The sequence below is a fragment of the Zhongshania aquimaris genome (genome assembly GCF_019312595.1).
GTDB lineage: Bacteria > Pseudomonadota > Gammaproteobacteria > Pseudomonadales > Spongiibacteraceae > Spongiibacter > Spongiibacter aquimaris.
The window spans coordinates 178,998-202,328 of the sequence record NZ_JAHWDQ010000002.1 but is presented as its reverse complement, the minus strand read 5'-3'; the positions used below and the strand labels follow the sequence as shown (position 1 = coordinate 202,328).

Below are 23,331 nucleotides of genomic sequence, written 5' to 3'. Positions count from 1 at the left end.
GGTGGTAAATAGTTATCTTGCGGTGGGCACAAAATTCACCGCAACACCAAACGAGATTCGGGAATGGCCTTTATTGTAAACAGCATATTAACAATCCGCTCTGTGCTTTTTTTTACGGGCTACGCCTTAATCACCGTTTTTATTTGCACTACTGGCTTGCTGTTCACCTCATTCCTGCCTTTTCATGTTCGCGGACGTTATTTTGTTTTAGGCAACGCAGCAATTATCCTTTGGCTGAGAATATGCTGCGGTGTGAAAACGGAGATACGAGGCAAGCTACCATCAACAGTGCCTTACGTGGCCATGGCAAAGCATCAAAGCCAGTGGGAAACATTCTACTTACAGTGGTTTTTATTCCCTGTTGCTACTGTAGTAAAACGCGAACTCTTTAGCATTCCTTTCTTCGGTTGGGCCTTAAGAATGATGAATGCAATTGGTATCGATCGCAGTAATCCACGCGCAGCGATTAGACAGACGATGGAGCAAGGTCTATCGAGGCTGCGAAATAAATATAACGTGCTTATCTTTCCCGAGGGTACACGGACGCCTGTCGGTGTTCGTGGAAAATATGCCCGCAGTGGTGCTGGCATGGCTATAGAGGCAGGGGTTCCGGTATTGCCAATCGCCCACAACGGCGGAAAATTATGGCCTGCGAGGGGGCTTAGAATAAAACCTGGCACGGTGATTCTTGTAATTGGGGATGCAATACCTACTGCCGGTCGAGAAAGTAAAGAACTAAGCTTAGAAGTAGAAAACTGGATAGAGGCTCAGTGCGAACTAATTCAGTAATACGCTAAACCCGAACCCTATTGAAATACGATTACCGACTATCATTTAACTACTTGAGAGCGGAGTGAGCCTCCGTCTCAAGAGTTGACAACGGTTTCTAGACGTCTAAGTTAGCAACTTTAAGTGCATTGGTTTCAATAAATTCACGACGGGGTTCAACATGATCACCCATTAATGTTGTGAATATTTGATCCGCTGCGACCGCATCTTCAATCGTTACCCTCAACATACGGCGCGCCTCGGGGTCCATTGTCGTTTCCCATAGCTGCTCTGGGTTCATTTCACCCAAACCTTTATAGCGCTGTACATTAAATCCGCGCTCTGCCTGTTGCATAAGCCACGTAATTACCTCTGAGAAATCACTAACTTCTTGAACCTTCTCTCCGCGCTTAATGTATGCACCATCCTCTAGCAAACCTTGTAGGATTTGCCCAAGCGCCACTATCGTTTGGTAGTCAACAGACTTGAAGAAATCACGCCCAAACTGATAGTGATCACTCACTCCGTGTGAAATAATATCAATAGCCGGCAGGAATAAATGCAGCTCAGGATCGTCAACGATACGAACATCATAACGATGCTGGGCATCACGCTGTTCTAGCTCAACGGTGACTTCAGCCAAGCGCTCAGCCCATTTTGCGACCACGGCCTTATCGGCTAATTCGTCTGCATGTAGAACAGGCATATACGTTAATTCGCGTAAAACGCCTGCGGGATATAGACGAGATAAACGAGTAATAATACTTTCCACGCGACGATATTGAACAATCAACTCCTCCAGACCAGCGCCACCGATAGGCGCGGCATCAGGATTAACGTATAGCGCTGCGCCGTCTAACGCCGATTGGGTTAGGTAATTGGCAAGCGCCGGCTCATCCTTTAAATACTGATGCTGTTTACCGCGGCCTATTTTGTATAGTGGTGGTTGGGCAATAAATATATGGCCGTTTTCGATAAGTTCTGGCATCTGCCGGAAGAAAAATGTGAGCAGCAGGGTACGGATATGCGACCCATCGACGTCCGCATCCGTCATGATGATAATACTGTGATAGCGCAGTTTTTCTACGTTGAACTCATCCTTACCTATACCGCAACCCAAGGCGGTTACAATGGTTCCTACTTCGACCGACGAAATCATCTTGTCGAAGCGGGCTTTCTCAACATTAAGGATTTTACCCTTCAGAGGCAATATTGCTTGGGTGCGACGATCTCGACCCTGCTTGGCCGAGCCACCCGCAGAGTCACCCTCGACGAGGTATATTTCGGAAAGAGCGGGGTCTTTTTCTTGACAATCTGCCAACTTACCTGGCAAGCCAGCAATATCCAAGGCACCCTTACGACGAGTCATTTCCCGCGCTTTTCGGGCAGCTTCACGGGCGCGGGCGGCATCGAGCATTTTTTGGACAATTTGTTTCGCTTCATTTGGGCTTTCCATAAGGAAGTCGCCAAACTTCGCGCTCATTGCCTGCTCAACAATCGCTTTCACTTCACTAGAAACCAGCTTATCTTTGGTCTGCGAGGAAAACTTAGGATCCGGTACCTTCACAGACACCACGGCGGTCAAACCTTCACGCGCATCATCACCGGTGGTCGATATTTTAGCCTTTTTCGCCAAACCTTCCTTTTCGATGTAGTTGTTTAGATTCCGCGTTAAGCCAGCTCGGAACCCAGCCAAATGGGTACCGCCATCCCGCTGCGGAATATTGTTGGTGTAGCAGTATAGATTCTCTTGGAAACCATCATTCCACTGCAATGCCACTTCAACAACCACACCTTCACTCTCCGTGGTGAAGTGGAAAACCTTGTTAACTGGCGTCTTGTTGGTATTCAAATACTCAACGAAAGCACTCAAACCACCTTCATAACAGTAGTTCTCTTTCTCGCCGTTGCGCTCGTCAAGTAGCTCAATCTTAATACCCGAGTTCAAGAAAGCCAGTTCGCGTATACGCTTAGCCAGGTAATCAAAATGAAACTCAATATTAGTAAAGGTTTCAGCCGAAGGCTTAAAACGAATTTCGGTTCCCGTACGCTCGGTATCACCGATTATTGCCAGCGGCGCTTGCGGTACACCGTGCTTGTAGATTTGTTCATGGACCTTACCTCCACGCCTTATGGTCAGGCATAGTTCTTCGGATAGCGCATTAACTACAGAAACACCCACACCGTGGAGACCACCGGACACTTTGTAGGTGTTGTCATCAAACTTGCCGCCCGCGTGCAGGACAGTCATGATGACCTCAGCAGCGGTAACGCCTTCATCATGCATTTCCGTTGGTATACCACGGCCGTCATCTGACACGGAGACTGACTCATCTGCGTGAATAACAACCTGGATCTTGCTGCAATGACCTGCGAGCGCTTCATCTATAGAGTTATCGACTACCTCAAACACCATGTGGTGCAGACCTGAGCCATCATCAGTATCACCAATATACATACCGGGTCTTTTCCGGACGGCATCTAGCCCCTTCAACACCTTAATACTTGAAGAATCGTAAGCTCTATTTTCTGTCATTTCTTTCCAACCTTTGTATCCGAAGAATGGATAACCGATTTATTTTATATCCTGCAGCAGAATACTGCCTTACCACATCAAACCGACCTAAAAACTCTAAAACTTGGAGTAAAAACCTTTCTTATCTAGAACGCCTAGCATTCCGTCAGCACCCCATGTTCCACGTGAAACCTTTTTAAACTCTTACCTAAACACCAGCTGTCATCAAGGTCTGACCGCTTTACGGCACTGGCGAATACCTGGACATCAAGCGCCACCAACTCACTAAAAACCGCCTGGCATCGACCCTCGTCAAGCTCAGCCGCCAAGTCATCTATCAGAAAAACAGTCGCTATACCCTGGTCCAAAAGCACCTTTGATTGGGCCAGTTTAAGTGCACAAACTAGAGTCTTTATTTGCCCTCTTGAGAGAACATCTCCAGCCATCATCTTTCCAACTCGAAATTCTATATCTGCACGATGAGGACCGCTTCGTGTAAACCCTGCACGCAAGTCTCCCGCCAAACCTGACCGCAATGCCTCAGCAAAATCCATATCACTGTCACGCCACCCCGAATTTATAGAGACCTTTAGCGACGGGGCATTAGTTTCCGAAGCGCCAACCAAATTGAGCAGACGCTGATAAATATCACTAAACGCGCTTATCAGTAGCTCAAAGTGTGCTGAGCGTGCATCGTGTATTAATGCGCCCATCGTCGCCATTTCTCTATCCCAAGGGGCTAGCAGCGCAACGTCTATATTACCACGTCTAAGCAAGGAATTACGCTGCTGAAGCGCTTTACGATAACGAGGCCAATACTCAAAAAAGCCGGAATGTTTCACGTGGAACACTCCCCAGTCAATATACTGCCGTCTCACGCCTGGAGAGCCCTCTAACAACTCAAAACTAGCAGGGTTTATAACCTGAACCGGAAGTACTCCCGCCAACTGACCAGCTGTCGAAAGCTTCTCACCACCAAGCTTTACTAACACAGGCCCTTTTCTGGGCCTTCGAACTCCGATAATTTGTTGCCCAGCGCGCTCGCCTTGCCACAACTCTCCACGAACCGTCAGATCGTCCTTATCATAAGAAATAACCGAATCCATTTTCCGCGAACGAAACGAACGAGTAAGCGCTACGGTGTGGACGGCCTCTAAAATGCTAGTCTTACCACTACCGTTAACCCCGTGAATAAAGTTGAACGAGGCCAGCTGAGGCATCTCTATATGAGAAAGATTTCTAAAATTATAGATACTTAGCTTTTCTAACCGCACAATGAACACCTAGAATACCTATCGTCCCCAGAAATGCGGACAAGCCCGATATAGATGCCGTCAAAAGCAAGCATAGAATTTAGCAATCTGAGGGGAGGGGAGCCAAGCATAAGAAAAACCAAACATGCTCTTATTCGCAAAACCAACAAGAGCATGTCGAATTGACCTAAAACCTTACAAACGCATCGGCATTACGACGTACTGACAATTACCGCCATCTGCTTCTTCAATTAAAGCAGAACTATTTGCATCAGACAGCGAGAACTTTGCTGACTCGCCATTAATTGCCGACAGGACGTCAAGTAAATAACTGACGTTAAAACCAATTTCCAGGCTATCACCTTGATATTCGACCGCAACAGTCTCTTCAGCTTCTTCCTGCTCAGGGTTGTTGGCGACGATGCGCAACTCCCCACTAGTAAGCAGCATGCGAATCCCGCGATACTTCTCATTCGATAATATCGCCGTCCTGGCAAAAGCTTGTTTTAAATCGGCCCTGGCACCTAACACAACCTTGGTGCTGTTACGCGGTAACACGCGCTCATAGTCTGGGAACTTGCCATCGATTAGCTTAGAGGTGAAAGTAAAGTCTGCCGTCACGACACGAATATGGTTACCACCAACAATGACTTCAGCTTCCTGATCTTCATTCATCAACAACCTGGCGAGCTCAACCACACCCTTTCTTGGCACAATGACTTGGGCAACTTGATCGACGCTAATATCACCCTGAAATGTTGCCATCGCTAAGCGGTGACCATCCGTAGCCACCACACGTAATTGGCCATTGGTCACTTCAAACAGCATACCATTTAAATAATAGCGCACATCTTGTTGCGCCATTGCGAAGCTAGTTCTTTCTATCAGGCGCTTTAAATCACCTTGCTTCAGAGTAAAGGACTGACCACCCTTTGCCTGCTCTACACTAGGAAAATCATTCGCAGGCAAAGTTGATAGCTGGAATCGGCTACGGCCAGACTTGATAATTAATTTCTGATCATCTAACTGGAAGCTAATATCAGAACCGTCGGGTAAGGCCTTACAAATATCAACTAATTTCCGAGCGGGGATGGTGATCTCACCTGACACACCCGTTTCATCTTCCAGATGAACACGGCCAATAAGCTCAACCTCTAAATCTGTGCCGGTCAGCGCTAATTCCTGACCGTTTAACACTAGCTGTACGTTTGCCAGTATTGGTAAAGTTTGCCGACGCTCGACAACACCAGCGACAAGATTCAAGGGCTTTATCAACGCTTCCCGCGAAATCGAAAATTTCATGCTTCCGGTTCCTGTTCTTTTAAATATATTGATAGGTTATGGAATATTAAAGCTACTTTATTATATAAAGCGCCACTAAAACATTAGCTTGTGAGCAGTCTTATCAAATTTTGGTAATCTTCTCGTATATCACCATCACTTTCGCGCAACTCTTTAATTTTACGGCACGCATGAAGCACTGTGGTGTGATCTCTACCACCAAAGCCCTCGCCAATCTCTGGCAAACTGTGATTCGTTAATTCCTTAGACAAGGCCATAGCGACCTGACGCGGCCTCGCTACAGAGCGACTACGACGCTTCGACATAAGGTCAGCAATTTTAATTTTGTAATATTCTGCTACTGTTCGCTGAATATTATCTAGGCTCACCTGCTTATCCTGTAAAGCCAATAAATCTTTAAGCGACTCTTTTATCAACGGGATATCTATGGGTCTTGCCATAAAGCGAGAACTTGCAATTACACGCTTTAACACGCCTTCTAATTCACGAACATTTGAGCGTACACGTTGGGCGATAAAAAACGCTGCATCAGAAGGTAGGGTCGCCTTTTCTTGCTCAGCTTTCTTCAACAAAATCGCCACACGGGTCTCCAACTCCGGCGGCTCTACCGCAACAGTGAGGCCCCAACCAAAACGAGATTTCAACCGCTCTTCTAAGCCTTTGATTTCCTTTGGATATCTGTCGCACGTCAGTATCATCTGCTGCCCCCCCTCAAGGAGAGCATTAAAAGTATGGAAAAACTCTTCCTGCGAGCGATCCTTACCGGAGAAAAACTGGATATCATCAATTAAAAGAGCATCTACCGAGCGATAATAGCGCTTAAACTCATTAATCGCGTTTAACTGCAAGGCCTTTACCATATCCGCTACAAAGCGCTCGGAATGTAAATAAACTACTTTGGCATTTGGGTTTTGCTGAATTAAAGCATTACCGACAGCGTGCATTAAATGGGTTTTGCCTAGCCCAACACCACCATATAGGAACAGCGGGTTATATCCCCGCCCAGGATTACTAGCCACTTGGCTCGCAGCCGCACGTGCTAGCTGATTCGACTTACCCTCGACAAAAGTATCGAAGGTGTATGATTCCATTAGTGAACTCTGGTGCCGAATACCACCCTCAACTTCGACCTGGCGCTGACCGGTGATAATCTGCGGAGCACCTTGCGGAGGATAAGACACCGAAGGCGCCGCCACCTGACCTCGCGAGAACACCTGTTCAGGATCCTTAGCAATAGGGGATGACTGAAATGGCTGGCGAGAAGTACTTGGGTTTGTCGCCAAAGGACTGGCCGAGCTTCGACTTGCCTGTCGCTCTGCAATTCCGAGCTCAACCTGCACTTTTTTCCCAGGTGGTGATAGCTCAGTAACCAACTCAACGATACGCGAATAAAAACGATCACTAACCCAATCGCGAACAAAACGATTTGGCGCACATAAGTGTATCAAGTCGCCAGCCAATTCAACCCGTAACGGCCTAATCCAGGTATTAAATTGCTGAGAAGGCAACTCGTCTTGCAAATGTGCAATACATTTTTGCCACGTAGCTTCTGGCAACACAAATACTCCAAGTTTAGATTTTTAATGAAACAACAATGGCCACAAAACTCTGGGAGAGCCGAATAACTTATCGTTGAAGAGCAACTTATTCTACTCGCCAAGTATCCAGTTATCCACAAATTTTACAAAGAAAAAAATCTAGGCGCTCAGGAAAAACTCCTTCTTATTCAACACTCTAAGGAGGAAATTTAGGTTTCTATCAATACTGCCAACAAAACACCCACATCTTGATAACAATATTGAAAACCTGTAGATAAGTTATGGGTAAGCTGTGATTTAGAAGGGTGGAGCGCTAATCCGCAAAAAGGTGTAACTAAACCAAGCAAGTCATTGCTATTGCTCCTAATGTCCACTAAAATTCGCGATCCGATTTTTCACTGTCTCGGCAATTTAGCTGTGCAGTGCCGGTGGCGACCCCGTCGGCTTATTTACATTACGGACAACATCATGAGCAAAAGAACGTTCCAACCAAGCAATCTTAAGAAAGCACGCAACCACGGTTTTCGTGCACGTATGGCTACTAAGAATGGCCGTAAACTAATCAACCGTCGCCGCGCTAAAGGCCGTGTTGTTCTATCTGCTTAAGACTTATTAAGCGATACGGTATGCTGGCATAACGGTGGATTTTCACTTTGAAAAATCATTACGCCTTTTAAATGCCAGCGAATACCAAGCGGTATTCGACGAATCACGTCTGAAGGTTTCAACCGCTGAACTATTATTTTTGGCACGCAAAAACAACCTAGGCCGCGCTCGATTAGGCTTAGTTATAGCAAAGAAAAACGTGCGACTCTCCGTGCAACGCAATCGCGTAAAGCGCGTTGTAAGAGAAACATTCAGGCTACATCAATATAAGCTGCAAGGCATTGATATTATTGTATTAGCTCGACGCGGGCTAAGCGATATTGATAACAAGCAACTTCATGAAACCTGTAATCAGCTTTGGTATCAATTAGAAAAACGGGCTGAGAAACGCTTTCGTCAGCAAGAGGGCTAGTCGATATGCAGCGCTTGCTAATTGCCTGCATCCACTTTTACCGCCTGTTTATCAGTCCGCTGATGGCTCCGCATTGCCGTTTCTATCCCAGTTGCTCAAGTTACGCCGTAGAAGCTTTACAACAACACGGTGCGCTGCGCGGAAGCTGGCTAAGCATTAAACGTATTTGTCGTTGTCACCCACTCAATGACGGCGGCTACGATCCTGTACCATCCTGTCACTGTCATTCCACCGAAACTCACACTATCAAGGCATTCAAGCAATGATTGATTTTCAGCGCTATCTTCTTATCGCCGCCATCGCTGCACTATCACTTATGTTATTAGTGGAGTGGCAAAAATTCGACACCGGCCACACTGCCGCTAAGGTTGCTGCTGTTGCCACAAATAAAAGTGCGCCGACAACCAGCAATGACAGCAGTGATTTACCTGCCATCGTTAGCAATGATGACATCAGTGCTATTAAAGCAAATGCCACTGCTGACGTGAAATACATCGCCGTTCAAACTGATGTCTTTGATCTAAAAATAGACCTGCACGGCGGCGACATTGTCTATGCTGGTTTGCCAAAATACACAGCCAGCTTAGAAGCTGACGACCCGTTCGTTATCCTTGAGAACAGCGATGTTCGAAACTATGTAGCTCAAAGCGGATTAATCGGTGCCAATGGCACAGATACTTCAAAAGGTCGCCCTGTCTTTACCGCTACCGCTGCGGAATATTCTCTAGATAGATCGTCTGACAGTCTAAACGTCGATTTACACTACCAATACAGTGATGCCATTACTGTTATCAAACGTTTTCAATTTACTCGTGGTGAATATCTAATAAAGGTTGAATACCTTATCGACAATCAAAGTGACGCCCCTTTCCAGGCGAGCTTTTTCGGTCAATTGAAGCGCGGCAATAGCGCTGACCCCAGCGTGAATGGTGATGGCGGTATGTTCGCTATGAAGCCCTTCATCGGCGTGGCGTATGCAACCAATGAAGATTTATACAAAAAAACCACCTTCGATAAGATGCAAGATAAACCCATTAAAGCCACTGTGAATGGCGGCTGGATAGGCATGGTTCAACACTATTTCGTCAGTGCATGGGTGCCGCCGGCAGACAGCGTTAATGAATTAAGCACTATTGTTACCAAACAAAATATGAATATCGCTCGGGTAACCAGTGCCGCCGTCACTATTGATGCAAAGAGCCAAGGCAAAATAAGTGCAAGTCTATATACCGGCCCTAAAGATCAATACAGCCTTGAAGAAATATCACCTGGTTTGGATCTGACCGTCGATTATGGGTGGTTATGGTGGATAGCACAGCCATTATTCTGGCTTCTGACCAAAATACACTCCGTATTAGGTAACTGGGGATTTGCGATTATCGGTGTGACTATTTTAGTTAAAGCTGCATTCTTCAAGCTAAACCAAAAAGCGTTCACCTCAATGGCGAATATGCGCAAGTTTCAGCCCAAACTTGTTGAAATCAAAGAACGCTATGCCGATGACCGTCAAAAGCAATCACAGGCCATGATGGAGTTGTACAAAAAAGAAAAGATCAATCCACTCGGCGGCTGCCTGCCCATGGTCGTACAGATGCCGGTTTTCATCGCATTGTATTGGGTATTAATGGAGAGTATTGAACTACGTCACGCGCCGTTTATTTTGTGGATTCACGACTTATCGGCAATGGATCCCTATTTCGTATTACCACTAGTAATGGGCCTGTCAATGTTTATTCAGCAACGCTTAAACCCGCCGCCGCCGGACCCAATGCAAGCAAAAATAATGCAGTGGATGCCCATTGTATTCACCTTCTTCTTCTTATTCTTCCCTGCGGGCTTGGTGCTATATTGGGTCGTGAACAACACGCTCTCAATTATTCAACAATATATTATTACCAAGCGTATTGAAAAAAGCGGCCTACCAACCCGCTAACAAGTATGGCTTACACAACGGATACCATCGCCGCCATCGCCACGCCACCGGGAAAAGGTGGCGTTGGTATTGTGCGTATCTCCGGCCCCAAAAGCCAAGATATCGCGCGCTCCATGCTAGCGCTAGACAACATCACCCCTCGATACGCGCACTATGGCAACTTCTTAGAAACCACCGCAAACAGTACGTCAACGATTGACCAAGGTATCGCACTGTTTTTCCCCGGACCAAATTCATTTACCGGTGAAGATGTGCTAGAGCTCCAAGGTCACGGTGGACCTGTCATTCTTGACTGTTTACTGCGCGAGGTTATAAGCCAAGGTGCTCGAATGGCCAGACCGGGAGAGTTTTCCGAGCGTGCTTTTCTCAACAACAAAATAGATTTAGCTCAAGCAGAAGCAATTGCAGATCTAATCGACAGTGCCTCTGAACAAGCTGCACGTCAAGCTATGCGCTCTTTGGAAGGCGCCTTCAGCAAAGAAATTAACAGCCTTGTCGAAGCGATTACCCTGTTAAGAATATATGTAGAAGCCGCCATCGATTTTCCAGAAGAAGAGATCGATTTTATTAGTGACGGCAGAGTCACAAGCGAACTTCAAAACATAAAAAACCATCTTGAGACGGTATTTAACTCAGCTAAGCAAGGCAGCATACTGCGGGAAGGCATGACCGTCGTTATTGCAGGAAAGCCCAATGCCGGTAAATCAAGCCTTCTAAATGCTTTAGCTGGGCGGGAATCAGCCATCGTCACCGATATTGCAGGCACGACTCGCGATGTTCTTCGGGAAAACATTCTAATCGACGGTATGCCCTTGCATATCGTAGATACTGCGGGTTTACGCGATAGCGAGGATCCGGTTGAGCTCGAAGGGATTAAACGCGCCTGGAACGAAATCAGCCAAGCAGACCGCATACTTTTGGTCATAGATAGTAAAACCAATGCTGAAGAAAACTTAAACATTCCTCCTGAATTTGACGTATTTATCGCACAAGACAAACTCTCCATTATCTATAATAAATGTGATTTAACCGGACAGAAAGCCGGAATTCACGATGACGGAATTAACCGTTTATTCATTTCCGCTAAACAAAATCAAGGCATTGATACCCTGCGAGAGCATCTAAAATCGTGCGTCGGCTATGATGATGGCGATACGCCGTTTATCGCAAGGCGTCGGCATATTGATGCATTAACACGCGGCCGAAACCACATATTAAACGGCGAGCTACAACTCACAACTTATAATGCCGGCGAACTGCTCGCTGAAGAGCTACGACTCGCCCAAAATGCTTTAGCCGAAATAACCGGTGAATTTAGTTCCGACGATCTACTTGGGCGTATTTTTTCCAGTTTTTGCATCGGAAAATAGCCACATATCCATAGCAAACTAGCATAGTAATAATCACACTATAGGATACACTTAGGATAGGACTACCGTATCTAAGGATTGTTAATGCAACGACGCTTACTAAGGCGCAGCCTGATTATATGCACCTGTACACTAATACTGTGCTCCCCACTGGAAGCGGAAATATGGAATACCGACGACCTGCCCGTGGTATTGACTCCCGCCAGACTTAAACAAAGCCGCAGCGAAGTACCCGCAAGCGTCAGTGTTATTGATCGCGATATGATTATCGCCTCTGGGCTCAAAGAAATACCTGAACTATTTCGTCTAATACCTGGCACCTCTGTCGGCGCACGAGATGGCTGGAACTATGTTGTTAGTTACCACGGCACAAACTACCGTGACTCACGCCGAATGCAGGTCTTGATAGACGGAAGATCTGTATATCAATCTGGACTAGCAACCGTAGATTGGAGCGATATCCCCATTACGATTCACGACATAGAACGTATCGAAGTGGTTCGCGGCCCGTCTAGCGCTAGCTATGGTGCCAATGCATTTTTAGGCGTAATTAATATCATTACTCGACACCCCACCGACGTAAATGCATACGAAGCAAATATTCTCAATGGCACTGAAAATACCGAAAATTATCGCCTTAGTTACGCTGATGAAATGCTTAACGGAAATGTAAGGGTAACTCTTGCAAGCATCCAAGACGACGGCTTTGATATAGACAAAAATGGCTCAGAAAGGTTTGATAGTAAATCCAGCAAAATTATTAATAGCAGATACGAAACACTTGTTAACAACTACAGTATTAGCCTAGGCGCTGGTTATAAAACGGGTGAAATAACTGACGATTTTGCCGATGAAGACGTTACTCAACCAAATACAAAAACCGACGATTACTATCTATCGACTAAAATCGAAAAGGAAATATCTGAACTCCATCAACTAGCATTTAGATATAATTTTTCAGCTCAAAAACAAACACATCGCTGGACTGTAGAAGTTCCACCCTTTTTTATTGGCCTTAATAACAATCCTGCACCGCTTGTATTAGCCGACGCAAACGAAGACCTACGTGTAAATCGTCAAGATATAGATCTACAAGACACCTATATTTGGAACGATAAACTAAAAACCGTAGCGGGTATCCATCTCAAAAAATCACGGGTTTCCTCTGAAACCTTCTACGGAAAAACACTCAGCACCAATAACTATCAAATATTTTTTAATATCGAAAAAAATGTTATTGAAAATCTAACAATTAACACCGGCGGGTCTTTTGAGTACGAACAAGATATAGGTAAAAGTTTCTCGCCAAGAGTAGCTTTACATTATCATTTTGATAAAAACCACAGTCTTCGTGCAATTTACTCTGAAGCGATTAGAACACCAGATCTACTTGAAACATCTGCTAACTGGACATACACCGCTCGCAATGTACGACCTGCGAATAATGGTCAAACACAAGGCAAATTAATTCTAAGCGCTAATGGAAACCCAGATCTTAAACCTGAAAAAATAGAATCGCGGGAAATCGGCTACTACGGTAATTTCAATCAGTATCATTTGCAGTGGGATGTGAAAATATTTTTTGACCAATTAGAACAACTTATCTCAAACTCTATATCACTGGAAAGATTTAATCCCGTTAATAGTGGTAACTTGAAACAATCTGGTATTGAAACTGAGATCGACTACAGGCCGAACAGAAAATGGCTTATCCATTTCAGCTACGCGTATATTAAAAGTAAGGCGTACAGCAATAGCGACCAAGCATTTACACCGAATACTGAAACTACCTTTACACCAAAGAATTCTGCTAGCGCTCTGCTTAGCTATAAGACAGACGACAATATCCAAATTTCATTTTCACAGTATTACGCTAGAGAAATAGGTACATCCCAGAATAAATATTCGCGCAGCGATATGCGAGTATCGAAAACTATCTCCTTCAAAGATAGCGAAATTGAGTTTTCGTACTCAGGACAATTTAGGCACGATGAAGACAGCGAGCTACTCAGCAGCAATATATACAAAGATGATTTTCGTCAGTTTATTGGAATAAATTTAAGGTATTAATATCGACAAGAGTCAAGGACTAGCCTCTTGATAAAACTAATTCACGGATTATTCATAACAACGTTACTGTTAATATCAACGTTGGCCTACAGCGACGACATGTTCATCGTAGATATCATCTTGCCTGCGAAAAATAGTACTCTAGAAAAATTATCAAAAAAAATTGCAGAAGAACAAAATTTTATCGTTCACACCTATGAGAACGAATTACCGAAAAAAGAAAATAAGGGTGACATATTAATCATAGTATCGGAAAAACTTCTCCCCTTACTACAAAGCGATTCTTACAAAGCGAAGTTCGCACTTTATGTAAACTCAAATGAGTATGCTAAATATCATCATGAAAACGCCACAGCACTGTTCTCTGATCAACCATTAAAAAGACAAGTACTACTTATAAAATCAATTTTCGATGATAAAAAAGTTCAACTTGGTATTGCCTATCAAGACGAAACTTATGAAAAAATTATTGATGATATTTCTATACAAAATCCACTATTAACTATAAATTCATACGAGATAAATACGCCCAATATAATAAGGAGCGTAACAAAAATAATTCAAAATAATGATGTTTTATTAACTACATCAGAGAACACTATTTATAATTCCGACACAATAAGACCTATTCTGTTAAGTAGTTATCGCCATCAAACTTTAGTTATTGGGCCAACAGAAGGCTTCGTCAGAGCCGGTGCACTAGCTACAGTACTTTCTACACCAGATCAATATACTTCAGATATTGTATCAATGGTAAATTACTATATAGATACGAAGAAATTACCTGCTCCACAATACCCTAGTAATTTTGAAGTAAAGATAAACTATAGCGTCGCAGAATCACTTGGCTTAACTCTTCCTTCTGAGGAAGAGTTAAGGCGACGCTTCCCCGATGGGGAGTCCAACTAGAATGCTAATTAAGTTAAGAAAGCATACTATTTTTAGTCAAATACTGATTGCAGGTATTTCACCTGCAATTGTCATATTTATATCCCTTTTTACGTATTCATTAATAAGTCGACTTAATGACGCCTCCGCTAATCAGCGAGAAATTGCTATAAGAATTGCAGAAAACATTGCCGCATCTAGTGAGTTAGCAATTATAAGTGGAAATGACACTCAACTTATTGAAATCATGCGATCGGCTATCAACAAAGATATAACAGCAATAACCGTTGTAAATTTATTAACAAAAAATAAAGTATATCTAAAGTCTAATCATAGAAGTCATCAATCATTTGAATTAATAACAGTACCTGTTTTCCAGAGTAGAGTAGATATTAGCGACTCTTTTACGGGCGATATCGATACATCTATAAAATCACCAAAAGAAATTGGCACCGTAACGATAGAGCAGTCGAAAGATCAATTAGAGAAACTACAAAAACGGATTGTTATTGTTTCTAGTAGCATAGGAGCACTTTCTATTTTCTTGTGTATTCTCCTAGCTTGGTTAATAAGTAGACGAATATCAAAACCACTGGCCGAAATAAACACATTTACAAAGAATATATCTTTAGGGAATCTTGGTAGTCGACTTAAAGTAAAAGGGGAGGGCGAGTTAGGCGAGTTACAAAATCATATTAATGAAATGACGATGAATCTCGAGGCTCAGCAAGCTGAACTCACCAGTCGATTGCAGCAACTGCAACTTGCAAAAACCTTGGCAGATGAAGCGAATAATGCAAAGAGCTTGTTCTTGGCTACGATGACCCATGAACTCCGCACGCCCATGAATGGCGCCCTTGGTATGCTGCAACTGCTATCAACCACGGAATTAAATCAGGAACAAAGTAATTATATAGAGATAGCTAAAAGCTCAAGTGAACACTTATTAAATATTGTAAATAATATTTTGGATTTTTCAAAAATAGAGAAAGGTGATCTTAAACTCGACTCCCATCTTTACTCACCGACGACTCTGTTTGACATGCATTTAACACCATTAATCTACGAAGCGAAAAACAAAGGAGTTGAACTAAACTACAGCGTGTCCTCAAAATTACGGTCAGTAAATGTTTATGGTGACGACACCCGAGTTCGCCAAATCGTTCTGAACCTCGCGTCAAACGCTGTGAAATTTACCCACAGTGGAAATATAGACATAAGATTAGACAGTGAGGAAATAAATGCAAAAGAATTGCTATTAACGCTTAGCGTTAAGGATACAGGTATTGGTATCGACGAATCAGATCAGCTCATTGTATTTGACAGTTTTCGGCAGGCAGACGGATCAAGAAAGCGGCGTTATGGCGGTTCTGGCTTAGGCTTAGCGATTGTTAAACGTTTGTGCTCGCTTATGCACGCTGAGCTTAAAATGGACAGTAAGCTAGGAGAAGGTACCCAATTCACCATTAAATGGAAATGTCGGTACGAAGCTGTTCAAGCGATAGATGAAACGACACCTCAAGAAAATGTTCTAGCCGGTAAAACGGTGTTGATCGTTGAAGACAACCCTGTCAATCAAATGCTGGTGGCAAATACAGTAAAACGCTGGAATATGATCGCTATAACGGCAAACAACGGCCAGGAGTGCTTAATTGAACTACAGAAACAGCACGTCGATATTGTCCTTATGGATTTACAGATGCCCACTATGGATGGCTATGAAGCAAGTATAAAAATAAGGCAACACGCTAAGTATGCTGCTATCCCAATCATTGCGTTAACCGCAAATAGCATACAAGAAGACAAAGACCGCTGCTTTTCGGTTGGCATGAACGATTTTTTAAGCAAACCCGTCTCATTAAATGTTCTAAAAGAGAAAATCAGTTATTGGCTCAGCTCATAAAGCGCTGGGAAAACACCGATTAAGTATGTGGGTAAGTAGCTCAAATAAGCACTCTTACCCACAGGGAAAATAACGCTTCCAACTTATCCACATTTCATCCACAAAAGACCAGCATGATGTTGACACCTTATCTGTGGATAAACACTCTACTTATCATTGGTATAACTCTATATTTTTCAGTTGGTTAAGTTAGTTATTAACAAAATACGCTTCCCTAATAACTATATTTAAAGTAAAGAAATAAGATGATAAGAATACATATGTATATACATTATTAACTAAAGATACTTGATTAAAATTTCACCAATTCATTGCAGCAGGCCTAGATCCACGTATAATTTCGCGTCTTCATTCAAACTCATTTTCAGGTGTTTCGTGGATTATCCGCAAAGCTACGACGTAATTGTTATTGGTGGTGGTCACGCTGGTACGGAAGCAGCGCTTGCTGCAGCAAGAATGGGTTGTGCGACCTTATTGCTTACTCACAATATTGAAACCCTGGGGCAAATGTCGTGTAACCCCGCTATTGGGGGTATCGGAAAAAGTCACCTTGTTAAAGAAATTGATGCCTTAGGTGGCGCGATGGCAAAAGCCACCGATTTGGGTGGTATACAATTTCGAGTATTAAATGCTCGTAAAGGCCCCGCGGTCAGAGCAACACGTGCACAAGCAGACCGAATTCTTTACAAAGCTGCAATACGCACAATTTTAGAAAATCAGCCAAATTTAGCTATTTTTCAACAAGCTGTTGATGATTTAATTGTTGAAAATGACGAAGTTAGAGGTGTTGTTACCAATATTGGTCTGCGCTTTTTTAGTAAAACGGTTGTTTTAACCGCAGGGACCTTTCTTGGCGGTAAAATTCATATTGGCTTAGATAACCACAGCGGCGGTAGAGCAGGTGATCCACCATCACTCGCTTTAGCACAGCGCTTACGCGAGCTACCTTTCCGAGTTGATAGACTAAAAACCGGCACACCACCGCGAATAGATGCGAAATCAGTCAACTTTACAGATTTAGAATCCCAGTGGGGCGACACACCAAGACCCGTGATGTCGTATTTAGGAAACCAACAACAGCATCCCGAACAAGTATGTTGTTGGATTACCCATACCAATGAGCAAACCCACGATATTATTCGCGGCGGTCTAGATCGCTCACCGATGTATACCGGTGTGATAGAAGGAATTGGGCCACGGTATTGCCCATCGATCGAAGACAAGGTTCATCGCTTTGCGGATAAAAATTCACATCAAGTATTCATAGAGCCAGAAGGCCTAAATACGCACGAGCTTTACCCCAACGGTATTTCAACTAGTTTGCCTTTTGATGTTCAGTTGAATCTAGTTAGATCGATCAAGGGCTTCGAAAATGCCCACATGACCCGCCCTGGTTATGCGATTGAATATGATTATTTTGAACCTAGGGATTTAAAGTACTCACTGGAAACCAAGTTTATACGCGGTTTGTTCTTTGCCGGCCAAATTAATGGCACCACAGGTTACGAGGAGGCCGCAGCACAGGGCTTACTGGCTGGGGCTAATGCAGCTCTGCAAGCACAGGACAAGGAAGCGTGGTGCCCGCGTAGGGATGAAGCGTATATCGGTGTTTTGGTTGATGACTTAATTACCATGGGTACCCGCGAGCCCTATCGGATGTTTACCTCGAGGGCCGAGTATCGCCTATTGCTGCGAGAAGATAATGCGGATTTACGATTAACAGCAAAGGGTAGAGAGCTGGGTTTAGTTGATGATACTCGCTGGGCCGCATTCTCAGAGAAATGTGAAAACATTGAACGAGAAAGAGCGCGCTTAGCGTCTTTTTGGGTACAACCAGGCAGTGATGCCGCGAATGCCTTAAATACCAAGATAGAAAAACCACTAAGCCACGAATACAATTTGTTGGAGTTGCTTAAACGGCCTGAATTGAAATACGCCGATATCGCTGCCTTAGTAGCTAGCCCTGAAAATGAGGTTTGTGAACAAGTCAGTGAACAAATTGAGATCGGTGTTAAGTACGCCGGTTATATCGATAGACAGCAAGAAGAGATCGACCGTTTGCGGCGGTATGAGAACACTAGATTGCCTTTGGATTTTGATTATTCGATTATCGAAGGTCTGTCTAATGAGGTAAAACAAAAATTGGGTAATACGCGGCCACTGACCTTAGCCCAAGCGTCACGGATACCCGGTGTTACGCCTGCTGCAGTATCTTTGTTATTGGTCTACTTAAAAAAACGCGGATTGCTTGATAGGAAATCAGCCTGAGTGGAAGGAATTAAACAAGGATTACTAGGCGGCATTGCAGAATTAGGTATAGCGGTCTCTGATCAGCAAGTCGATTTATTGCTTGATTACTTAAACTTACTGCAAAAATGGAATAAAGCGTACAACCTCACCGCTATTCGCGATCCTCAGGCAATGGTAAGCAAGCATCTTTTAGATAGTTTGAGTATCGCACCTTATATCTTGAGCGACCGTTATTTAGATGTTGGCACGGGTGCGGGTTTACCGGGTATACCGTTAGCGATATTGTTCCCAGATAAGCATTTTTCGCTGCTGGATAGCAACGGCAAGAAAACGCGGTTTTTGATTGAGGTACGCCAGCAACTGAAACTCCTCAATGTGAGTATTTACTCAGAGCGTGTTGAGCACTTCAAAGCCGATGCGCGTTATGATGGTATTTTATCGAGAGCATTCGCATCCTTACGCGATATGATCGATGGTTGTGAAGGGCATCTCACCGAAGATGGTCGGCTCTTCGCGATGAAGGGTGTTTTTCCTGATACAGAGTTGAGTCAGCTCCCAAAACACTTTATCGTCGAGGCTTCTTACGCCTTGTCGGTGCCAAATGTAGAGGAAGAGCGGCATTTAATCGTGCTGGCCCGTCATTGACACGTTGGCGTCTTTGAACCATTTGTAGAGAAAAATTGGTTTCTGGCAGGGGAAACGGCGGGGAATGAGGGCGTTTATAGACTTAAATGGCCCATTCTGCACGATGTTGACATAGTGCTTGGGCAAAAGAGCAATCCTGCAAAGGTCTCTCAAAGTAAAACTGAAGGAAAATCCAGTGGCCAAGGTATACGCAATTACCAATCAAAAAGGTGGTGTCGGTAAAACGACAACTAGCGTAAATCTGGCTGCATCCTTAGCGGCAACCAAACGTCGAATTCTATTGATTGACCTAGACCCGCAAGGTAATGCAACGATGGGTTGCGGGGTAGATAAAAGCAGTGTTGAGTACTCGGTCTACGATGTACTTGTCGCAAATAAACCGATTATCGAATGTATTGTAGACGCACCAGAGTGTGGTTTTTCTATTTTGCCCTCGAATCAAGATCTTACTGCTGCAGAAGTCGAATTAATCAATGAAATTGGTCGAGAATTTCGTCTGCGCGAAGCGTTGAATGCCGTTGCTGATCAATATGACTATGTGTTGATCGACTGCCCGCCGTCCTTAAACATGTTAACTGTTAATGCACTTGCCGCTGCAACCGGCGTGATCATTCCTATGCAGTGTGAATACTATGCCCTGGAAGGTCTAAGCGCGTTAATTAATACTGTTAATCGGGTCAAGCAGCTAATAAATCCGACCTTAGAAATCGAGGGGATACTGCGTACCATGTACGATGGCCGCAATGGCTTGACCAATCAAGTAACCGACGAACTACGTCGTCATTTTGGTAATAAAGTTTATAGCACCGTCATTCCGCGTAATGTCCGCCTTGCCGAAGCACCAAGTCATGGCTTGCCGATTTTGTTTTATGATAAGCAGTCTAAGGGGGCATTGGCCTACTTAGCGTTAGCTGGCGAAGTCTTACGCCGCGCAACGGCGCAAGATACTGGCGCGAACACACAGGCTGAACAAATACATGGTTAAAAAAAGAGGATTGGGCCGCGGGCTAGATGCACTGTTAGGGGCTTCTGCCACTCCGGTATCAATAAACCCAGAACTGGCTGGCATCGATCACGCTAAACGTGAGAATTCGGAAGGACAGTCTGAGTCAGCTACGCCGACCACCGACGGCACTTTGCGTAATTTGCCTATCGAATTTATGCAGCGTGGTCGCTATCAGCCCCGTCGTGATATGCAGCCAGAAGCGCTGGAGGAGTTGGCAAACTCCATTCGGTCACAGGGGATTATGCAACCGATTGTGGTTCGTCCAATTGATGGTGGCCGCTACGAGATAATTGCTGGCGAACGCCGCTGGCGAGCCTCCCAGTTGGCGGGTTTAGATTCGGTTCCAGCATTGATTCGCGACGTAGCCGACGAAGCCGCCGCTGCGATGGCGCTAATTGAAAATCTGCAACGTGAAGACCTTAATCCCATGGAAGAAGCCTTGGCCATGGTACGGTTACAAAAGGAATTTGAGTTAACCCATGCTGAAATTGCCCAATTAGTCGGTAAATCACGAACCACAATCACGAATTTATTACGTTTGACGGGCTTGCGAGAAGAAGTCCAAAAACTATTAGAAAATGGCGATATTGAAATGGGTCATGCCCGCGCTTTGCTGGGCGTTGCGCAAGAGCAGCAATCTGCTGCTGCATCTACAGTTGTTAGTAAGGGACTTTCGGTACGGCAAACAGAGGCTTTGGTGCGGCGTTTGGCCGAAGAGAAGTTACAAGATAAAACGAAAAAGCCAGTTGCCCTTGATCCTGACATAAAACAACTGCAAGAAAGTCTCTCTGAACGATTAGGGTCGCCAGTATCGATTCAACATACCGCAAAGGGGCGCGGTACCCTCACAATTAAATACACTAATCTCGATGAGCTAGACGGTATTTTAAATCACATAAAATAGCTTATTTTGTGTGCAGTATAATAAGACCCTACATTATGTAGTGTTTTATAATGTGTGTTCCAAGTTGTAACTGTGTAAATTATTGATTTTAAGAGTATTAAATAGATTTTGTGAATATATGACATATAAGCCATAAGCACTTAAATTGGTTGAACATTGCTTATATAGCCCATATAATTCGCCCCGTTTTTTGAACAAGCAGTACGGGCACGAAATAAGCCATTTTTAGACATTCGCGGTGGCATAGATGACAGCAGGAAATGAGCGGAGAGTTCCGCGCGCTGCTCATAAAATAGCTAGACCGCCGATACTAAAGATATACGGTTTGCAATGTGCGCTTGTGCTGTTAAGCAGTTTCATACTGTTCCCCGTGGATAAGGTAATGGCCTATTCCGCAGTCATAGGGGGAATGATTTCCGTAGTGCCGAATGCATATTTCGCGCGCCAAGTATTTCGTTACACTGGCGCGGCATTCGCACGCGAGGTAGCTCGGTCTTTTTACCGAGGCGAATCCGGAAAGTTTGTGACAACAGTAATGTTGTTTGCGGCAACGTTTGCATTAGTACAGCCGTTACAGGTGTTTGTCTTATTTTTGGCATATTTGATCGTTATGCTGCTGAACGCCGTAATACTTGCCCGCTACGCTTTGCGGGGCAACAGAATTTAAAACTTTGGTCAACGCGTTAACATTTACGAGAGTGACACATGGCAGGTGAATCGCAATCCACCGTTGGTTATATCCAGCACCATCTTACCAATCTAACTTATGGCAAACTTCCTGCCGGTTATGAACGTCTCGACGAATCGGGTCATGTTCATGAAGTACTGACTCAAGATACGTGGACCTTGGCCCACAGTGGCGCTGAAGCTTCAGATATGGGTTTCATGGCAATTCACGTCGACTCAATGCTGTGGTCTATCGGTCTTGGTTTTTTGTTTTTAGTCATATTTGCTCGTATTGCTAAGCGCGCTCATAGCGGTGTGCCGCGCGGCGCTCAAAACATTCTTGAAATGATCATCGGCTTTATTGATCAAACCGTTAAAGACGGCTTTCATCACAAAAATGCCATGATAGCTCCAATGGCATTGACCATTTTCATGTGGATTCTGTTAATGAATACCATGGACTTGGTACCGGTTGACTGGATTCCCGCCTTTATGGGCTGGGTTACGGGTAATCCGCACTTCTTCTTTAAAGTAGTACCAACGACGGATCCGAATGTGACCCTAGGTATGGGTTTCACCGTGTTCGGATTAATGGTGTACTTCACCATCGCCAAGAAAGGCTTCATGGGCTTTGTTAAAGAGCTGACTTTGCACCCATTCCATAGCCCAAAATGGTATGTAAATATTTTATTGGTGCCTATTAACTTTGCACTAGAAGCTATTTCTTGGATCTCTAAACCAATTTCATTAGGTCTTCGGTTATTCGGCAACATGTACGCCGGCGAAATGATCTTTATCTTGATTGCGACTATGTTTGGTGCCGGTTTGGTACTGGGTATATTTGCCGGTGTGTTGCAGTGGGCGTGGGCAGTATTCCACATTCTTGTTATCACACTACAAGCTTTCGTCTTCATGGTTCTGACCATTGTCTACATGGCAACGGCGCATCAAATTGAAGAAGAAGACCAGTTTCACTGATTTACATTTTTATTAACTTAAAGTTGAAAGTAGGAGAACTACCATGGGTTTAGCACTGATCGCTGTTGCGTTAATGATTGGTTTTGGCGCACTGGGCACGGCAATTGGCTTTGCAATTTTGGGTGGCAAATTGCTGGAAGGTTCAGCACGTCAGCCAGAACTAGCGCCAATGCTACAAGGCAAAATGTTCCTGATCGCTGGTCTGCTTGATGCGGTTCCAATGATCGGCGTTGGTATTGCGATGTACGTACTGTTTGTTGTTGTTCCTGGTCTGCCAGCTTAATTGCACGCAGCTAAAAAACACCAACAGCAAATTCATACAGC

The 23,331-nt window shown here is 44.3% G+C and carries 20 protein-coding genes; 16 read left to right on the top strand and 4 right to left on the bottom strand.

The window, feature by feature from the left end; genetic code table 11:
* The first annotated feature begins 63 nt into the window (after positions 1 to 63).
* On the top strand, positions 64 to 789 hold the full coding sequence (locus tag KXJ70_RS09715) for a lysophospholipid acyltransferase family protein (protein WP_219043309.1): 726 nt from the start codon (positions 64 to 66) through the stop codon (positions 787 to 789).
* A gap of 97 nt (positions 790 to 886) precedes the next feature.
* Here KXJ70_RS09715 and gyrB read toward each other — a convergent pair whose 3' ends face one another.
* The 4 genes from gyrB to dnaA all read right to left on the bottom strand — a co-directional run bounded on the left by gyrB (position 887) and on the right by dnaA (position 7,394).
* On the bottom strand, positions 887 to 3,304 hold the full coding sequence (gene gyrB / locus KXJ70_RS09710) for a DNA topoisomerase (ATP-hydrolyzing) subunit B (RefSeq protein ID WP_219043308.1): 2,418 nt from the start codon (positions 3,302 to 3,304) through the stop codon (positions 887 to 889).
* 134 nt (positions 3,305 to 3,438) lie between these two features.
* The gene (recF, locus tag KXJ70_RS09705) at positions 3,439 to 4,557 is read right to left on the bottom strand and encodes a DNA replication/repair protein RecF (protein ID WP_219043307.1); all 1,119 of its coding nucleotides are present in this window, start codon (positions 4,555 to 4,557) and stop codon (positions 3,439 to 3,441) included.
* 174 nt (positions 4,558 to 4,731) lie between these two features.
* Positions 4,732 to 5,838, bottom strand: coding sequence for a DNA polymerase III subunit beta (gene dnaN, locus KXJ70_RS09700; RefSeq protein WP_219043306.1), 1,107 nt, complete (start codon positions 5,836 to 5,838; stop codon positions 4,732 to 4,734).
* An 83-nt stretch (positions 5,839 to 5,921) separates the two neighbouring features.
* On the bottom strand, positions 5,922 to 7,394 hold the full coding sequence (dnaA, locus tag KXJ70_RS09695) for a chromosomal replication initiator protein DnaA (protein ID WP_219043676.1): 1,473 nt from the start codon (positions 7,392 to 7,394) through the stop codon (positions 5,922 to 5,924).
* Between the two features lie 450 nt (positions 7,395 to 7,844).
* Here dnaA and rpmH point away from each other — a divergent pair, with 450 nt between their 5' ends.
* The 15 genes from rpmH (at position 7,845) to atpE (ending at position 23,290) form a co-directional block, all read left to right on the top strand.
* Entirely contained in the window at positions 7,845 to 7,982 is a 138-nt protein-coding gene (gene rpmH / locus KXJ70_RS09690; RefSeq protein ID WP_219043305.1) for a 50S ribosomal protein L34, read from the top strand.
* A 34-nt stretch (positions 7,983 to 8,016) separates the two neighbouring features.
* Positions 8,017 to 8,394 (top strand): ribonuclease P protein component, encoded by a 378-nt coding sequence (rnpA, locus tag KXJ70_RS09685; protein WP_219043304.1) that lies wholly within the window; start codon positions 8,017 to 8,019, stop codon positions 8,392 to 8,394.
* A 5-nt stretch (positions 8,395 to 8,399) separates the two neighbouring features.
* A complete protein-coding gene (yidD, locus tag KXJ70_RS09680; protein ID WP_219043303.1) occupies positions 8,400 to 8,660 on the top strand; it encodes a membrane protein insertion efficiency factor YidD in 261 nt (86 codons plus the stop codon).
* On the top strand, positions 8,657 to 10,327 hold the full coding sequence (yidC, locus tag KXJ70_RS09675; RefSeq protein ID WP_255558389.1) for a membrane protein insertase YidC: 1,671 nt from the start codon (positions 8,657 to 8,659) through the stop codon (positions 10,325 to 10,327). The genes yidD and yidC overlap by 4 nt, the downstream gene beginning before the upstream one ends.
* A gap of 5 nt (positions 10,328 to 10,332) precedes the next feature.
* Complete coding sequence (gene mnmE, locus KXJ70_RS09670; protein WP_219043302.1) at positions 10,333 to 11,697, top strand: tRNA uridine-5-carboxymethylaminomethyl(34) synthesis GTPase MnmE; 1,365 nt, start codon at positions 10,333 to 10,335, stop codon at positions 11,695 to 11,697.
* Between the two features lie 84 nt (positions 11,698 to 11,781).
* Positions 11,782 to 13,767 (top strand): TonB-dependent receptor plug domain-containing protein, encoded by a 1,986-nt coding sequence (locus KXJ70_RS09665; protein WP_219043301.1) that lies wholly within the window; start codon positions 11,782 to 11,784, stop codon positions 13,765 to 13,767.
* 99 nt (positions 13,768 to 13,866) lie between these two features.
* Positions 13,867 to 14,676, top strand: a complete 810-nt coding sequence (locus KXJ70_RS09660; RefSeq protein ID WP_219043300.1) for a hypothetical protein — start codon at positions 13,867 to 13,869, stop codon at positions 14,674 to 14,676.
* A 1-nt stretch (position 14,677) separates the two neighbouring features.
* Positions 14,678 to 16,558, top strand: coding sequence for a response regulator (locus tag KXJ70_RS09655; protein WP_219043299.1), 1,881 nt, complete (start codon positions 14,678 to 14,680; stop codon positions 16,556 to 16,558).
* 375 nt (positions 16,559 to 16,933) lie between these two features.
* Positions 16,934 to 18,826 (top strand): tRNA uridine-5-carboxymethylaminomethyl(34) synthesis enzyme MnmG, encoded by a 1,893-nt coding sequence (mnmG, locus tag KXJ70_RS09650; RefSeq protein ID WP_219043298.1) that lies wholly within the window; start codon positions 16,934 to 16,936, stop codon positions 18,824 to 18,826.
* Positions 18,827 to 19,453 (top strand): 16S rRNA (guanine(527)-N(7))-methyltransferase RsmG, encoded by a 627-nt coding sequence (rsmG, locus tag KXJ70_RS09645; RefSeq protein WP_219043297.1) that lies wholly within the window; start codon positions 18,827 to 18,829, stop codon positions 19,451 to 19,453.
* A 175-nt stretch (positions 19,454 to 19,628) separates the two neighbouring features.
* Positions 19,629 to 20,438, top strand: coding sequence for a ParA family protein (locus KXJ70_RS09640; protein ID WP_219043296.1), 810 nt, complete (start codon positions 19,629 to 19,631; stop codon positions 20,436 to 20,438).
* On the top strand, positions 20,431 to 21,363 hold the full coding sequence (locus KXJ70_RS09635) for a ParB/RepB/Spo0J family partition protein (RefSeq protein ID WP_219043295.1): 933 nt from the start codon (positions 20,431 to 20,433) through the stop codon (positions 21,361 to 21,363). The genes KXJ70_RS09640 and KXJ70_RS09635 overlap by 8 nt, the downstream gene beginning before the upstream one ends.
* 247 nt (positions 21,364 to 21,610) lie before the next feature.
* Positions 21,611 to 22,030, top strand: coding sequence for an ATP synthase subunit I (locus KXJ70_RS09630; RefSeq protein ID WP_219043294.1), 420 nt, complete (start codon positions 21,611 to 21,613; stop codon positions 22,028 to 22,030).
* Positions 22,031 to 22,068: 38 nt separating this feature from the next.
* Positions 22,069 to 23,007 carry a F0F1 ATP synthase subunit A gene (gene atpB, locus KXJ70_RS09625; protein ID WP_219043293.1) on the top strand — a complete coding sequence of 313 codons (939 nt, stop codon included), beginning with the start codon at positions 22,069 to 22,071 and terminating at the stop codon, positions 23,005 to 23,007.
* Between the two features lie 43 nt (positions 23,008 to 23,050).
* Complete coding sequence (atpE, locus tag KXJ70_RS09620; RefSeq protein ID WP_008253083.1) at positions 23,051 to 23,290, top strand: F0F1 ATP synthase subunit C; 240 nt, start codon at positions 23,051 to 23,053, stop codon at positions 23,288 to 23,290.
* The last annotated feature ends 41 nt before the right edge of the window (positions 23,291 to 23,331 follow it).